This window comes from Thermogemmatispora onikobensis (assembly GCF_001748285.1).
In the GTDB taxonomy this organism is placed as follows: domain Bacteria; phylum Chloroflexota; class Ktedonobacteria; order Ktedonobacterales; family Ktedonobacteraceae; genus Thermogemmatispora; species Thermogemmatispora onikobensis.
This window is the reverse complement of the sequence record NZ_BDGT01000004.1, coordinates 58,249-74,202: the sequence shown is the minus strand read 5'-3', so window position 1 is coordinate 74,202 and position 15,954 is coordinate 58,249. Positions and strand designations below refer to the sequence as shown.

Here is a 15,954-nt window from a genome sequence, read left to right as displayed (position 1 = left end):
AATCTGGCGGTGGACCAGGCTGTCGCTCTCTTGCTAACCTTGTGGCTGGCTGGCTGGCTGCCTGCCTCTCTGATCTGGCCTTCCACTGTTCCGGGAAGAGAGTTTATGGTTCCGCTGCCTTTGCAACTTTTCTCCCAGCCTCGCGTATTTGCTACGGCAACGGCAGAGAGAACGCAAGCTGGCGGCGTAACAGTAACGTTGGTTGTATCTCTGGTCTTCTGGGGGGTGTGGTGTTAGGAGACCTGCGCTGCAGCTGTAGAGGGTGCGAGATGGTGCGATCTGCTGCCGTCCAGGTCACTCCAGGGAACGGGCACGTGGCCAGGAGAAGAGAAAGGCTCTCTGGCTGTTGATCACGAAAGGTCGGGGGTGGAGGAGGGTCGTGGTATTGAGAGCTATTCCGAGATCCGAGAGCGATGGGGAGAAGAGGAAGAGCTTTTCTGAAGAAGTAGAAGAAGATGGACGCAAGGGAGAGAATCGGCTATGAGCCAGCAGCATATGATGTTCCCGCCAGGTGAAGAGCCACAGCCAGCGAGAGAAGAGCAGGCCCAAACCGAGAGGGAGCCGCGCCATCCTCCACCTTCTTTTTGGGACGCGGGTTATGAGGCCCACGCGGCTTTTGGGAAAGTGCAACCAGGCTCTTCTTCGTTGCCAGCCTGGCAGCTTGTTTTGATAGTTGTCGTCATCGTCATTATTGGTAGTCTCTTTATCAGCTATCTCAATAACCTCCTTGGCCTGGGGCTCGCGCTGGTTGCCCTCATCGTGCTGGGGGGTATCGTAGCCTTCTGGGGCTTTAGGAGGGTCGTCGCCCTGCCCGTCAGCCGCTTCGAGGTCACTGGGCGTCCGACGCTCATCGTTCGCAATCCGGCTGGCCCCATCTCCATTCATCGCGGGGACAGCTCCACCAATACGATTGAGATTCTGGCAACCAAATATCTCAGCGGCCTCGTGGGCGAACGCGACGAGCTCGTTGTCGACTGCCAGCAGAGGGAGAACACGGTCAGTGTTGACGTCTCGGGCCTCTACCGGCCTTCCTTTTTGCCTGCAAACCTGGGCTATGTCCGTCTGGATATCTGGGTGCCTGCAGTCTGTGACCTGCAGATCGAGGGTAACGCTGGCTCTGTTCAGGTCCTGGGCGGGCAGGGACGACTGACGGTCAAGACGAATGCAGGCACGATTACCGTGCTGCAGGCCACACTTGAAGATCGCTCAAGACTGGAGACGGATGCTGGCACCATCACTGTCCAGCAGAGTCGGCTCTGCGGGCAGGTTTACTGCCACACGAACGCTGGTGCGATCTCCTTTGGTGGAACCCTGGAGCCCGGAGGGCATTATCAGATGACAACGAACGCGGGTACAATTGATGTTACCTTGCCGTCCGACACGCCGCTGCTGCTTGCCGCCTCTTCCAACCTGGGGGGCGTGACCAATGAGTTCGGGCAGGCCCCTGTCGGCGCTCCTCCCCGGGCCCAGTTGCAGCTGCATACCAATCTTGGTAGCGTCACAGTCCGCCGCGCAGGCCCAGCTCTTCCCTGAATATCTCAAGGAACATCTCAAGACTCTTGTCCTTGCAAACGTTACTGCTTGATCATAAGCAGAACGGTGATCAAAAAGGTGAAAGGAGAATGAAAGGGGCAAGTGAGTGGCTTAGAGCGTCGAATCGTTTCCTCTGGCTCACCCTATGAGCCAGTCATCGGCTTCGCGCGGGCTGTCCGTCTGGGCAATGTGATCGCTGTCTCGGGCACTGCACCGCTTGGCCCAGATGGAAAAACAGTGGCCCCTGGCGATGCCGCTGCTCAGACGCGACGTTGCCTGGAGATTATTCAGGCGGCCCTGGAGCAACTTGGCGCCGATCTCTCAGCGGTGATGCGCACCCGTATCTTTCTGACGCGCGCAGAAGACTGGGAGCAGGTAGGCCGTGTTCATGGTGAGTTCTTTGGCACGGTGCGTCCGGCCTCTACTATGGTGCAGGTGGCGCGCTTACTTGATCCCCAATGGCTGGTAGAGATTGAAGCCGATGCCCTTCTCCCGGGGGATGCTCTGTAGGAGATTAGGAGGAGGAGAAGAAGAAGAAGAAGAAGGAGACCGCCAGGAGGCGCTGCCCGGGTTGCAGCAAGGCTCAGCTTGTGCGCGCTGAGCACAAGCAATTGACAGCGAAGCAACAACTTCCCTAGACTTATAGCGCGAGAAGCGGGAGAAGTCGGTCATCTGCCTGCTCTCGCGCTTGACCTGCATACCCGAGCAAGGCCAAGACCGCTCGCCCGGTGCGCGCGGCCTGTGTTGGGAGGAACCCCTGATGCTTCGTTGTCCGAATCCGCGTTGTCAGGCCAGCTATCCTGATGGCACCTTCCAGTGCAGCAAGCCCTTCTGTCAGTGTTTGCTTCCTGGGGCAGTTGTTGCAGGGCGCTACACCATTGAGCAGCTCCTTGGGCTTGGAGGGATGGGAGCGGTCTACCGGGCCAAAGATGCTTTTGATGAGCAGGAGGTCGCACTCAAGATCCTCTCGCTCCACATCTCGAACATGGATATTTCCACTGCGGTAGAGCGTTTCAAGCGTGAGGCTCGCTATGCCCATCAGCTACGGCACAGAAATATTGTCCCAGTCCTCAATTTCGGTCAAGATGGGCGTCTGCTCTACCTGGCCATGCCCCTTGTCACTGGGGGGACGCTCAAAGCCTTGCTTAAGGATGAGAAGCCGCTGTCGCTAGAGCTGGCTCTGCGCTATCTCGGCGACCTCGCTGAAGCAGTAGATGCGGTGCATGCCCATCCGCAACGCATTGTCCATCGCGATATCAAGCCATCGAATCTCCTCATTCACCAGGACGACGGGCGGCTGGTCCTGACTGACTTTGGTATTGCGCGCGCCATGGAAAAGGAGGTGCCGCTGACGCAGCGAGGTTGGGCTTTGGGTACCCAACACTATATTGCTCCTGAGCAGGAGAAAGGGCATGCTGAGCCGGCGAGCGATATCTACTCAATGGGGGTCGTCGTCTATCAGATGTTCACGGGCCTGCTGCCTTTTCAGGCTATCGTGCGCAGTCACTCAGCCGAGCTGCCGCCGCCGAGCCAGCTCAACCCGGCCCTCAATCCCGGGGTAGATGCTGCTATGCTCCGGGCCATGCACATTGACCCCGCCCAGCGCTGGCCGAGCGCCCGCGCCTTCGCGGAAGCTGTGAAGGAGGCTCTTGCCGAGGCCCCAACCGTGATTGTGCCGCCGCCGGAGCGCAGCAGTCCCTTACGCAGCGGCGCCAATGTACTGGTGCGTACTCTCATCCCTGAAAATCCCTGTGGAGCCTGTGGACGAGAGAACCGTCCCGGCTCGCGCTACTGTCGGCACTGCGGCCAGGCTCTCAATGGAACCTCACCGCTCGTGATTGACGTCTGCCAGGTCGGCTATATAAGCGACGTAGGACGGCGCTATGTCGCCCAAGACAACGAAGACATGCTGCTTGTGGTTCAGGGGCTTGGCCTTGGTCTTGGGCTGCCGCCACGTCCGTTCGGCCTGTTCGGTGTTGCCGATGGCCTGCGCGGGCCGGAAGGGCGCTCGATCGGGGGACATGAAGCCAGTCATCTGGCCATTGCCACGGTGGCTGACGTCCTCATCCCGCGTCTGACCGCCCTGCCGCTCAGAGGGCAGAATGGAGCTCACCTGCAAGCTGCACAGCAAGCTGAGTTCTGGCTGCGGGAAAGTGTCCTACGCGCCAACCAGGTCATCTACCACTCTAATGCTGACTACAACACATTCATGGCCAGCACGCTGACTGTGGCTCTGCTTCATTGCCACCATCTCTATGTGGCCAGCATTGGCGATAGCCGGGCCTATCACTTTGTTCCCGGCAGAGGACTGGAGCGCATCACCCGTGATCACTCGCTGGCTGCTAACCTGGTTGAAGCAGAGCTACTGGCACCTGACGATCTCTACAGCAGTGCCCGTCGCCATCGCCTCTACCGCTATTTGGGTCTGGCGCCTCACCTGCAGATGGACTTCTTCAGTCGGCAGGTAGCGGTAGGTGATCTGATTCTGCTCTGTACCGATGGCCTCTGGCACATGCTCCGCGATGAGCGTCTGAGCGAGTTGCTGGCACGTGGGGGGGACCTCCAACAGCTGGCTCGCTTGCTGGTTGATGAGGCCAATCGCGCCGGCGGCGAAGGCAACATCAGCGTTATCCTGGTGCGCGTGCAATAGAACGCTCAGAACGCTCGTCTTGCGTCTTCTCCGCCTGCGCTGGCTCTTGCCTGCGTGGGGGACAGCAGGACCTGACCGGCCAGAGAGCAGAGCACAAAAAAAACCAGGCCTCCAAGCCTGGTAAAGCATAGTGCCAACAGCCACCCGCCAGACTGGTGTCACACGAGGCGTGGCTCTCACCGGAAGCGCGCGCTCAATGCGTCGCGACGCGACTGACGGGTCAGCCGCCCACAGGACCGGTCTCAGCTACCAGCTCACCGGCGTCACTTCCCACGTGGTCCTCCTGCATGCCTTCCTGTGCCGCTTCCGGTGGGAGCGCGTGACACGGGCGGAGGAGTAGCCCGCTCTCTGATCCGCCACGTGTGAACTGTCCTCACACCTCAGCGGGTGCTAGCGGCTGCCAGCTCCTTTTGAGGCTCAGGCTGACCGGCTGTGATCGCGATGCGCTTTGGCCGACTGGCCTCGCTCACCGGGACAGTGATCGTCAGCAGACCATGCTCGTAGTGCGTCTCGATCTGATCGGCCACAATCGGCTTAGCAAAGGTGATGCTGCGCACGTACTCGCCGGAGCCGATTTCGTGCAGCAGCCAGTTCACCTGCTTCCCCTCATCCACCAGGGCCGGATAGCGCGCCTTAATCGTCAGGGTATGCTCCTGGACTGTCAGATCGATGTCCTCCGGCTTGACGCCCGGCAACAGCGCCTGCACCTGGTAGCCCTGATCCGTCTCATAGACGTTCAGGGGCATGGTTGGGCTGAAGGGTGTGCCGAAGAACGGACGCACAACGGTCTGCTCAAACAGCCGGTCCATCGCCTCGCGCAGGCTCATCATCTCACGCCAGGGATCGAAGCGAACCATCGTCGTCATGGTCCGTCACCTCCTTCGTGATATGACTACCTCGTCACGTAGCGATGTCAGGCCACAAGAGCATCAGCTTCTGTGGAAGCGCGCGCAGCGCAAGAGCGAAGAGCCTGCGCGCACTCCACTGCCAGCCAGTCATATGCTGCGCTGGCTGACCTCCTTCCGGCCTTTCCACCCTTTAGAAACAATGACCAGGGGGACTTTATTCCCGCCAGGAGCAGAGAGATTCGCCCCCGATGCTGCGGGCTATCTACTCAGTCACCAGCGTCCAACAGCGCAGCACCTCGGCCACACTCCAGGCCTGAGCGAAGCAGCCGGCAGGCGTAAAAGGTGGCTCTGGCTCGGCCACCTCGCTGATTGTTCCCAGGCAGGCGTCCCAGAGGTGGCGCACCAGCGGCTCCAACAAAGGCAGGATGGCCTGGTTGTCTTTGTAGACATGAAGGTAGGCATCGATATAGGCGCCAATGAGCCAGGGCCAGACTGTCCCCTGGTGATAGGCGCTGTCGCGCTGGTGTTGATCGCCGTTGAAGCGAGAGCGGTAGCGAGCATCACGGGGGCTGAGCGTACGTAGCCCAAGCGGTGTCAGCAGCTCGGCCCGCACACGCTCAACAATGCTGCGGGCCTGCTCGTCGCTCAACAAACGACGCGGCAAAGCCACAGCAAAGAGCTGGTTGGGGCGGAGAGCAGTATCGTTCTCGCCTGCCTGTCCATCGACATCGACCACATCGTAGAGATAGCCCCCCTCGGGGTACCAGAAGCGCTCAGCGAAATGCTTGCGCACCTGGATGCGCAGCTGACTATAGCGCGTGGCATCAACGGCCAGGCGCACTGCCCAGCTCTCCATGCAGGCCAGGGCATTGTACCAGAGCGCATTGATCTCCACAGGCTTGCCGCGACGCGGCGTCACCGGGCAGCCATCGACGCGCGCATCCATCCAGGTCAGCTGCAGATCGCTTGTTCCCAATCCTACAAACAGCAGGCCATCGCCCTTGTCCATGCCAATACCGTAGCGCGTCCCGCGAATATACCATTGCAAGATCTCCTCGAGGGCGGGAAACAGCTCCTTCAGCAAGGTCCAGTCACCGGTGGCGGCCAGGTAGCGATCGAGGGAGCGGAAGAGCCAGAGCGAGGCATCGGCGGTATTATACTCTGGAGCCGTGGCGTTCTCGGGGAGGCGGTTCGGCAGCAAACCTTGATTGGCAGACGAGGCGAAGGCCTTCAGCAGGCCGCGGGCCTCGCTGTAGCGGCCAGTACTCAAGAGCAGGCCGGGGAGAGCGATCATGGCGTCGCGCCCCCAGACCTCGAACCACGGATAGCCGGCAATAATCGTCTTGTGATCGGGCGAGAGTTGCAAATAGCGCTTTCCCGTAGGAGTGAGCACATACTGCGGACGAGCCACAATAAACTGGTCTGCGGCCACTGCCAGGCGGGCGCGGACAGGATCGCGTTGGGCCAGATCCTCAACGCTGCGATCTGCCACAGCAAGGAGCTGCTTAAGACGGCGACGATGGTGCGCATAAGCCTGGGCGACCTGCTCCTCGTGCTGCGGGCCGCCCAACGCAGCGGGTGGCTCCTGCTCAGCACTCAATACGAGCGTCACCCGGTCGCCGGGGGTCAGCGGGAGATGGAAAACGCCAGGCAGATAGACATCCTCCTCGCATGGCAGGCCACGATCGCGATCATGACGGTGGAGGACCCGCCAATACCAGAGACCCCGTGGTTCAAAGCGGGCTGAAGGACCGACGATCAACTGACAAACGGGGGTGTCAGCGCTAGCGCGGATACGGTAGCGGTTCCCATCCTGTCCGACCTGGAAGTGCCAGCCAGGATCGCCGCGCAGTGTGCTATGATGGCTACGCGCGACGCAAAACGGCAGCAAGGTCAACAGCGATGGTTCCCGCGCTTGCTCGCCACCCTCGTCATAGCTACCATGCAAAGTATACTGCACGTACGTTGTATTCTGTCCGTATTCCATCCAGATGCGCTTCTCTAGAAGAAGAGCAGTACCCAGGCGATAACGAAAGCAGGGAATGTCGCCTTCGAGACAGACGCTGTCGAGGTACGACATTCCCTGTGGGTCAAGGGTGCCATCGTGATACTCGTTGACCCCCAATTTCAAGACTGTGCCCTGGGGGAGGCGAAGCTCCTCATCGACCTTCGTCACGAGTACCCAACGCTCAACCGGCGGGCGAAGGGCGGCGACCAGCAAGCCGTGATAGCTGCGCGTGGTGGCTCCGAGAAGTGAGCCAGCGGCATAGCCGCCAAGGCCGTTTGTAACCAGCCATTCGCGTTCCAGGCCCGCCTGAACGTCGCCGCAGATGGCGCGACCAAGCGAGAGATTCCATGCATTCAGCGAAGTGCGCTTCATTGCGCTGGTCTCAGACTGTTGCATCATGGCCCTCGTTCCCCTGGCGCTAAGATGGAGGCGTGGGCGCCGCCGAAGTGCTCTCGGGCAAGCTCCATTTCAGGCGTGCGCCTGCCTCCCCGATCCTGCTAGTGATCTCTCCATCCATCGCTCTTGTTGCTGCACGAGCGCTGGTCAAGCGAGGCAGCGTTTGAAATAGGCATCGATCTAGCTGGCTTATGGACGACCCAGCCAGTGGCCTGGCGAAGCCGGCCCGTCAGGTGATAGAAAGCAGCCTGCTCTGCTCTTGCACCGGTCAGGGGCTTAGGAGCGTGGTAGCTCGCGCAGAGCGGCCCTCATTCGCTGCAGCGCGGTCTCGATGCGCTCCTCGGGAGCGGTCATTGAGATGCGCAGATAGCCCTCACCGGCGGCGCCGAAGTTTGACCCGGGGGTCAGCAGCACACCGGTCTGATCGAAGAGCCAGCTGGCAAAATCGCGAGCCTTAAAGCCTGAGCCTGCGGGCACCGCAGCCCAGACGTAGAGGCCAGCCTGCGTCTGGCGCGTGCGCAGCCCCAAGGAATTGCAGCCTGCCACAAGCAAATCACGGCGGCGGCGGTAGACAGCGTTTCGCTCCTGTATCCAGGAATCGGGCAACTGCAAAGCCGCGATGGCTGCATACTGGATTGGGCGGAACATCCCGCTATCGACATTACTCTTGAGCCGTCCCACAGCGTCCACAACCTCGCGGTTGCCAACGAGCCAGCCGGCGCGGAAGCCAGCCATATTGTAGGTCTTACTGAGCGAGTGCAGCTCAACGGCCACCTCGCGCGCCCCTGGAATCTCCAGAATGCTCGGGGGGCGCTGTTCGAAATACACTTCGGCGTAGGCCATGTCGTGCACGATCAACAGGTCGTGTCGACGAGCGAAAGCGACTGCGCGCTCAAAAAAAGCGCGGTCGGCGCAGGCGGCAGTTGGGTTGTTTGGATAGTTCAGCCAAAGGAGGCGGGCCTGTTGCAGCACCGAGGAAGGAATGCTGTCCAGGTCGGGCAGATAATCATGGCTTTCGCGCAGCGACAGCAAATAGGGGTGAGCGCCAGTACTGGTCGTGCCCGTCACATAAACGGTGTAGTTGGGATCGGGCACGAGGGCCACATCGCCTGGGTTAAGCACTGCCATCGCCACATAGGCTAAACCCTCTTTTGATCCCAGGAGCGGCAGAGTTTCCTCTTCCGGTGTCAGTGTCACGCCGAAGCGCCGCTGGAACCAGGAGACGAAGGCCTCATGGAGGGCGCGCAGGCCGCGATACTCGGGATAGCGATGGTTCTCTGGATCGTGGGCCGCCTGGCAGAGCCGTTCAATGACAGGGGTGGGGGCAGGCAAATCAGGATCGCCCATCGACAGATTGATCACATCAACCCCTGCCGCCTGGCGGGCGGCCAGCTTCTTCTGGGTTTCAGCAAAATGATAGGGGGGGAGACTCTGAACAAGGCGTGATAGCTGCACGGATGGCTCTCCTTTTGCGTTCGCAAGCAAGATCAAGCCGAAGCCGCCAGCATTCCTACGGCGGGCGGCAGCGGCTCACCGGGGCGGCGGCCTACTCGGCAGGAGCGGCCTCGTACCAGTTCCGCCCCACTTTGGTTTCCACCTTAAGCGGGACCTTCTCCGTAATCTCCGGGATGTCCTCCATAATAGTCCGTACCAGGCGGCGGGTCGCCTCCAACTCCTCCACTGGTACCTCAAACACCAGCTCGTCATGCACCTGAAGGATCATGCGCGTCTTTAAGCCACGCTCCTGCAGGGCATGGTGGATGCGGATCATGGCGATCTTGATCACATCTGCGTTAGTACCCTGGATGGGCATGTTGATCGCCTCACGCTCCAGGGCCTGGCGCTCCGGTCCGCTGAGCGTTCGCAAGTCTGGCAGGAAGCGCTTGCGCCCAAAGAGCGTATTCACATAGCCTTGCTTGTAAGCCTGGTTCAAGGTTGCATCTACATAGCGCCGTACCTCGGGGAAGGTCTCATGATAGCGCTTGATGAAGTCGCTGGCCTCGGAGTTGCTCATGCCGGTCACCTGGGCCAGCCCGAAGGCCGACTGACCATAGAGAATGGCATAGACCACGGTTTTGGCCAGGCGGCGCTGCTCAGGCGTTACCTGATTCACTGGCACATGGAAGAGGGAGGCGGCAGTGATCGTATGAATATCTTCGCCCCGCTGGAAGGCTTCCACCAGGCGCTTCTCGCCTGTGATGCGTGCCAGAATGCGTAGCTCGATCTGGGAATAGTCGGCGGTGAGCAGGAGGTAGCTCGGGTCCGCAATGAAGGCGCGCCGAATCTGACGCCCGATCTCCGTACGCACAGGGATGTTCTGCAGGTTAGGATTGCTGGACGACAGCCGTCCGCTAGAAGTCACTGCCTGATTGAACGACGTGTGCACGCGCCCGGTCACGGGGTCCATCAGGGCCAGCAAGCCATCGACGTAAGTAGATTTCAGCTTCGTGAGCTGGCGGTACTCCAGCAAAGCATCAACCACTGGATGAAGGCCCTTGAGGCTTTCAATGACCTCGGCGCTGACGGAATACCCAGTACGTGTCTTGCGTCCTGTGGGCAGCTTTAGCTCACCAAAGAGAACCTCAGCGAGCTGTCGCGTTGAATTGATGTTGAAACGATGTCCGACTGCGTCGTAGATCTTCTGCTCCAGGAGGCGAATTTGCTCGTTGAGACGCTCCCCGAAGTCGCGTAGAAAGTCGGCATCCAGGGCCACCCCATGCAGTTCCATCTGAACCAGCACATCCACAAGCGGCGTCTCGATGCGTTCGAACAGCTTCCACAGGCCCTGGCGCTGCAGGTCGCGTCGCAGCGGCTCTACCAGGCGCAGGGTCATGTCGGCGTCGGCTCCCGCGTACTCGGCGGCGCGCATTGCCGAAACCTGGGCCATGCTGATGGCCTTGCTACCACTGCCGATGAGCTGAGCAATGGGGGTCATCACGTAGCCCAGGCGCTGGAAGACTTGCTCTTTCAGTCCCAGACCGCGCCGGCCTGGGTCGAGCAGATAGGCAGCCAGGAGCGTATCGAACGTGAGTCCCTGAATGCGTACGCCGTAGCGTGCCATCACCAGCAGATCGTACTTCGCATTATGCATATATTTGGCGATGTGCACATCCTCCAGGACTGGGCGCAGTCGCTCCAAGACGAGTGGTAAGGGAAGCTGAGTCGGTGGCTCTTCGCCGTCGAGTGTTCGCTGGTGGCCAAGAGGGACATAGTAGGCCTCGCCGGGGGCCATACTGAAAGCCAGCCCGACCAGCTCGGCCCGCCACGGGTCTTCAGAGGAGGTTTCGATGTCAAAGGCGAAGGCTCCCGCCTGGCGTAGACTGTGCACCAGGACTGTGAGCGCCTCCTCGCTGGTGATGAGCAGCGTATTGGTTGTTTTCTCGCTAACCGGCTCAAGGAGCGGAAGCGGAAGACTTTCACCAACGGCTGGCAGGCGGAGATGGCGCACCTCTGCCTCTGCCTGAGCTGCCAGCTCAAAGAGCGCCAGTTGCTCTACCTGATCGTGGGAGTGGTCCCTCTCCCTCTGCTGGGACGGCAACCTGCTGGCAGGCTTCTGAGATGCCGAAGCGAATTCCACTGCTCTCCCTGGTTGGCCAGCCTGAGTGAGCTGAGTTGGTGGAGGAGGGGGCTCCAGAATGGGAACAAGGCCCAGCGGTGCGGCCTGCTCGTCGTGAGCCTCATCCCCCCGTTGAACGCTGGCCGACTCCTTGGGGGCTGGCTGTTCTGTAGCGAGAGCAATGGTCTGTCCCTGGCTGCCTGTCTTCTCGTTGCCCCTTGTGTCGCCGGAGCCGAAAGTCCCACTGGGACCGGGCAGTCGATCGACCAGCGAGTGAAACTCCAACCTGCGGAAGAGAGCCAGCGTCTTCTCGCGATTGAAGCGTCTGATATCGCAAGCGGTCAGATCAAGCTGCACGGGAGCGTCGCGGACAATTGTAGCCAGGTACTTGCTTTGGATCGCCTGCTCGCGTGCCTCACTGAGGGCTTTCTGCTCTTTAGGTTTCAGCTCGGCCAGGTGTTCCAGCACCGCCTCAAGGCTGCCGTAGGTAGCGATCAGCCGGCTGGCGGTCTTCTCCCCAATCCCAGGCACGCCAGGAATATTATCTGACGGGTCGCCGACCAGGCCCTTGAAGTCTGGCAGCTGTGCCGGTTCAATGCCATAGCGTGCTTGTACCGCGGCCCGATCGTAGACCGTTACCTCGCTGATGCCACGTTTGGCCACCATCACGCGCACGCACTCATCGACCAGCTGCAGCGTATCCATATCGCCAGTCAGAATAATCGTCTCCAGGCCCTGCTCCGTGGCCTGCCGTGCCAGTGTTCCGAGCAGATCGTCAGCCTCAAAGCCGTCCAGCTCGTAGACAGGAAAATTGAAAGCCTGCACCAGCTCACGGACACGCTCAAACTGCGGGCGCATTACTGGTGGGAGCGGAGGGCGCTGCGCCTTGTACGTTGGAAGGGCCTCATGACGGAAGGTAGGCACCGAGCGATCGAAGGTCACGGCGACGTAGTCTGGCCGCACGTCGGCCAGAGCCTTCATCAGCATGCTGGCGAAGCCAAGGACCGCATTCACAGCCTCGCCGCTGCTCGTCGTCAGCATCTCCGGCAGCGCATGAAAGGCTCGGTGGATCAAAGCATGTCCATCGACCAGGAGCAGCTTTTTGCCGCTCTCACCGCATCGAGGCTTCTCCTGTGCTCTTAAAATGTCGCTTTCACTCATACTTTCTACTCAACCCTTCAGGCCACGCAAGCTCCTCTCATGACTGGCGTGCTCACTGCTTTGCTCCCATTGCAACCTGATCCTCACGCGCTCAGGAGGCAGCCGTAGCCAGGACCCGGTAAGCTGGCTGAGAACGGGTCTCCCAGGCGCAAAGGCTGGCTGTCGTCTGAGTCCCGTCATCGCTGGCGCGGATCAGGGCGAACGTAAACTGTGTGACCTCGCGCAGCGGCGAGGTTGTCGGCGTAGGAGGCCAGTCTGGAGAGCGCAGCCAGGCTAACATCGCCGGAGTGATCTCCTCCGGTGTGGGCCTGGCCAGGCGCCACGTCCAGGTACCCGTATTCAGATAGGATTGGTGGCTCTCGGCTAGCGGCTCCACGAGCCACGCATGAGTATGGCCGGCCAGGGCATAATGCAGGCGAGGCTCACGCTGCAGCAGGGCCCGCAAGCCGGCGCCGGTGGGGCCTGTCCCCTTGGGCGCTGTTGGCCGTCCCAAAATGCGAGCCACCACCTCCAGCAGAGTCTGCTCAGTCGCTGTCGGCTGGCTAGCCTGAGCCAGTGCTTCCCGCAGCAGTGTATACTCCTCCAGTAACGCTGCCGTAGCCCGCTGTTCGTCCCAGCCTGGCACTGGCTGCCAGTCGCTTTTCTGGCGCTCCATATCGCGCTGGAAGGCGGCCAGATCCAGCATCGCCTCCTCGAAAAGGCGCAAAGCCTGGTTCTCCTCGTTGGCGCGTAAGCCGGCCAACGGCTGACGCGGCTGGCTCAACAGCCCAACAAGATTTGTCACCACCTCGCGCAGCAGCTCAGGAGCAAAGAGACTCAGCAGCGCCATCTGACGTGGATAGCCGAGCGACGGCTCCAGGTGGTCGAAATACGGAAAACGGCGATGGATCAGCGCCCCTGCCTCTTGATAATACCACGAACCGGGGGAGAGCAGAATCTCCTCTGGAGGGGGTAGCGGCTCACCGCTGGCAGTCCACAGACCGGCACGGCGGTGATTCCAAAAATCATAAAGATTGCCATGTTCTATGGCAATTGTCGGCAGCGGCTCGTAGCGCGCACGTGGCCAGAAGCGGAGCCGTTCCTCTGAAGCCTCCGGCCAACCCACTGCCTGGCGCAGGCGCTGCTGTACTGCAGGCAAGAGCAGCTCAATATCGTGATTGCCGGGCACGAAGGTCACACGCCGTTGGGGCTGTCTCAAAAACTGAGCTAGCGCCTCAAAGAAAGGCCCATGAGCGGCAACGATCCGCTCTAACTTCTCCAGAGCCTGAGCCACCGTCCGGGTGCGATCGTGCCATAAAGGAGCAGCTGCCAAAAAATCAAAGCCGTCGCCATTGATCACCAGCTCGACTCTCTCATCAACCCCTTTCTCGACGAGGAGACCGCCGGGAGCAGCAGCCTGCAGAAACTCTTCCCAGGCGCGTTGTTGCTGCTCAGAGAAACCCTCGAAAGGCTGTTGGCCATGAGCAAGGTGGAGATCACTGACGACCAGAATGGTCACAGGCATCAAGAAAGAACCCCTTCCAGTCTTTCGGAGCGCTCGGAAGCCGAGTACGCGCCTGTCTTCCCTTCTTAAGAAAGCATTCTGCCAGATGCCCCCCGAAGCGGCAGCCGGAGTAACCGCTTCCTTCCAGAAGAAGAAGGCAGACGCCAACCTGACATCTGCTCCATTTTAGTACGTTTGTGCGTAGTTGTATAGTGTAGTTAACTGGCAGACAGCGTTCAACTGTTCTGGCCTCACGGGAGGATGCTACCCCCAGGGATATACTCTCGTATAGAGGGACCGAAAAAACGTCTGCTCGTGAATCGCCAGATGGCACCCCTTCCGGGCTTGACCGGGAGGCGATCCGGCTCTCTCCGGCCAACAAGGAGAAAGCGGCGCGCCTGGGGTGTCAGAGGAACGCTGGTGATCGCGCCTGTTACGAGCTAATCCCAAAGAGTAGGAGAGACTGCTATGGCTGAGGATCTGGAAGAACTGCTCACGGTACGTGAAGTTGCGCGCCGCCTGCGCGTGGACGATACAACGGTGCGTCGTTGGATCAAAAGCGGAGCCCTGGAGGCGATCACCCTCCCCCATCGTGGCAAGCGCCAGGCTTACCGTATCAAGAAGTCCACGCTGGATGCGCTCATGCGAGGAACCACCCCTGCATCGTAGGGAACCAGCCGCCGCTGGTTCAGCCAGAGAAGATCTGCAGCCCAGCGGCGGCTGGCACAGCGAGCAGACCCCACGTTCCCAACCTGCGCCGTACCCCCGCCGGCGCAGCTCCCTTCGCCCCCATACCGGCATCAGTCCAGATCACTCCCGCTCTCCGCGAGAGCCACTTCGGAAGGAGCGCAGACGACAGCGAAACCAGACACCTCCGACCAGAGGTGCGCGAACTGTCATCTTCACCTGCCCGATGCACCGCCTCTCGCCAATTCTTTCCTGAGCTTCCTCTTACAGAAAGAGATGGGTCGATTGACCAACATCATATCTGCAAGCAATTATTTCCATTTTGCTTTATAGATGTATCTATATATATGTAATAGAGGTCAGCGCTACACTAGAGATAGCGGAGGGCCACCGATCGAGGCAGCGGCAAGCCAAGCAAGCACAGAAGGGAGAGACACACTTGGTCAAGATCGCCATCACTGGCGGAGCTGGGTTTATCGGGTCGCACCTGACTCGTGCCTGTCTGGATGCTGGTCACCAAGTCATTGTCATTGACTCACTGGCCAGCGGCGCACGGGAGCGCCTTGATCCGCGAGCGCGCTTCTACCAGCTAGACATTCGGGACCCGCGGCTACACGCCGTGCTCCAGATGGAGCGTCCAGAGATCGTCAGCCATCACGCGGCCTGTCGTTCAGCGCTGCAGCCTGGTCAGCGTCCGCTGACCGATGCTGACATCAACCTGCATGGCCTGCTCAACCTGCTTGATGGCTGCATTGCGGCCAACGTTGGTCGCATTATCTTTGCCTCTGGCGGCAACGATCTCTACGCTGGCGAAGGCCAGGCGCTTCCTCTCACCGAAGAGGCCCCGCTCTGTCCACGGCGTCCTCTCGACATTAGCAAACTTGCTGGAGAATGGTATATTCGCTACTATAGCCGCCACTATGGAATAGAGCATGTTATTCTGCGCTATGCTGATGTCTATGGAGAAACTGAGAGACAAAGCGCCCAACACCCCCTAACCGAATTCATCTACAGCCTGCTAGAGCGAAGACGGGTAGTCATTCGTGCCCCCCAGGGGGAGAAACGCGACCACATCTACATTGCCGATGTTGTCCAGGCTCATCTCCTGGCGCTTGAGCGGGGCAGCAACCGGACCATTCACATCAGCAGTGGCAGTGGGACCAGCCTTGAAGAATTCTACCAGCATGCAGCGGCCCTGCTCACCAGCGAAGTACCTCCGCTCTATCTCAGCGAGCGTGGGAGGACGGGGGCGGCCATTGCGCTCGACAACAGTCGGGCGCGGCAACTCCTTGGCTGGCAGCCGAGTGTTGATCTCGAAGAGGGGATATGGCGCACTGCTCAAAGCATCTGCGCCAGTCTGGGCCACAGTCTGCCGCCTGTACCGCTTCAGCCTGTCCTGGCGCGTTCTGTCGAAGCGGCGCCGTCTTCGCGCCTGGCTGCCTCAGCTTCGGCCTAGAGGGCGGACCCAGCCGGAGGGGCGGCTAGCTCACCGTGTGTGGGATACCGCTGACCCTTGGGCTACAGGAGAGAGTGACCAGCGAGCAGGAAAGAGATCAGCGAGCGAGAAGACTGCCTGCTATCTTTCCCCTACGCTGGCGCGGTGACAGTGGCGACATCTGGCGACATCTGGCG

The 15,954-nt window shown here is 60.4% G+C and carries 10 protein-coding genes; 5 read left to right on the top strand and 5 right to left on the bottom strand.

Annotated features, from left to right (window positions below):
* Window positions 1-480 precede the first annotated feature (480 nt).
* The 3 genes from BGC09_RS02980 (at window position 481) to BGC09_RS02970 (ending at window position 4,183) form a co-directional block, all read left to right on the top strand.
* Window positions 481-1,533, top strand: a complete 1,053-nt coding sequence (locus tag BGC09_RS02980; protein WP_069801943.1) for a DUF4097 family beta strand repeat-containing protein — start codon at window positions 481-483, stop codon at window positions 1,531-1,533.
* Between the two features lie 102 nt (window positions 1,534-1,635).
* A complete protein-coding gene (locus BGC09_RS02975) occupies window positions 1,636-2,043 on the top strand; it encodes a RidA family protein (RefSeq protein WP_069801941.1) in 408 nt (135 codons plus the stop codon).
* A 250-nt stretch (window positions 2,044-2,293) separates the two neighbouring features.
* Window positions 2,294-4,183 (top strand): protein kinase domain-containing protein, encoded by a 1,890-nt coding sequence (locus BGC09_RS02970; protein WP_069801939.1) that lies wholly within the window; start codon window positions 2,294-2,296, stop codon window positions 4,181-4,183.
* 380 nt (window positions 4,184-4,563) lie between these two features.
* On the opposite strand, the gene BGC09_RS02965 is transcribed toward BGC09_RS02970, so the two are convergent.
* The 5 genes from BGC09_RS02965 to BGC09_RS02945 all read right to left on the bottom strand — a co-directional run bounded on the left by BGC09_RS02965 (window position 4,564) and on the right by BGC09_RS02945 (window position 13,656).
* Window positions 4,564-5,049: an Hsp20/alpha crystallin family protein gene (locus BGC09_RS02965; RefSeq protein WP_069801937.1), complete on the bottom strand. Its 486-nt coding sequence runs from the start codon at window positions 5,047-5,049 to the stop codon at window positions 4,564-4,566.
* A 244-nt stretch (window positions 5,050-5,293) separates the two neighbouring features.
* A complete protein-coding gene (locus tag BGC09_RS02960) occupies window positions 5,294-7,438 on the bottom strand; it encodes an amylo-alpha-1,6-glucosidase (RefSeq protein ID WP_084657884.1) in 2,145 nt (714 codons plus the stop codon).
* Between the two features lie 273 nt (window positions 7,439-7,711).
* Entirely contained in the window at window positions 7,712-8,890 is a 1,179-nt protein-coding gene (locus BGC09_RS02955) for an LL-diaminopimelate aminotransferase (RefSeq protein WP_069801935.1), read from the bottom strand.
* 91 nt (window positions 8,891-8,981) lie between these two features.
* Entirely contained in the window at window positions 8,982-12,152 is a 3,171-nt protein-coding gene (polA, locus tag BGC09_RS02950) for a DNA polymerase I (RefSeq protein ID WP_069801933.1), read from the bottom strand.
* Between the two features lie 91 nt (window positions 12,153-12,243).
* Window positions 12,244-13,656 (bottom strand): metallophosphoesterase, encoded by a 1,413-nt coding sequence (locus tag BGC09_RS02945; protein ID WP_069801932.1) that lies wholly within the window; start codon window positions 13,654-13,656, stop codon window positions 12,244-12,246.
* A 447-nt stretch (window positions 13,657-14,103) separates the two neighbouring features.
* Between BGC09_RS02945 and BGC09_RS02940 the strand changes: the two genes are divergently transcribed.
* Together BGC09_RS02940 and BGC09_RS02935 are read left to right on the top strand one after the other, a co-directional pair.
* Window positions 14,104-14,304 (top strand): helix-turn-helix domain-containing protein, encoded by a 201-nt coding sequence (locus BGC09_RS02940; protein WP_052888497.1) that lies wholly within the window; start codon window positions 14,104-14,106, stop codon window positions 14,302-14,304.
* 457 nt (window positions 14,305-14,761) lie between these two features.
* Complete coding sequence (locus BGC09_RS02935) at window positions 14,762-15,778, top strand: NAD-dependent epimerase/dehydratase family protein (RefSeq protein ID WP_069801930.1); 1,017 nt, start codon at window positions 14,762-14,764, stop codon at window positions 15,776-15,778.
* Window positions 15,779-15,954: the final 176 nt, after the last annotated feature.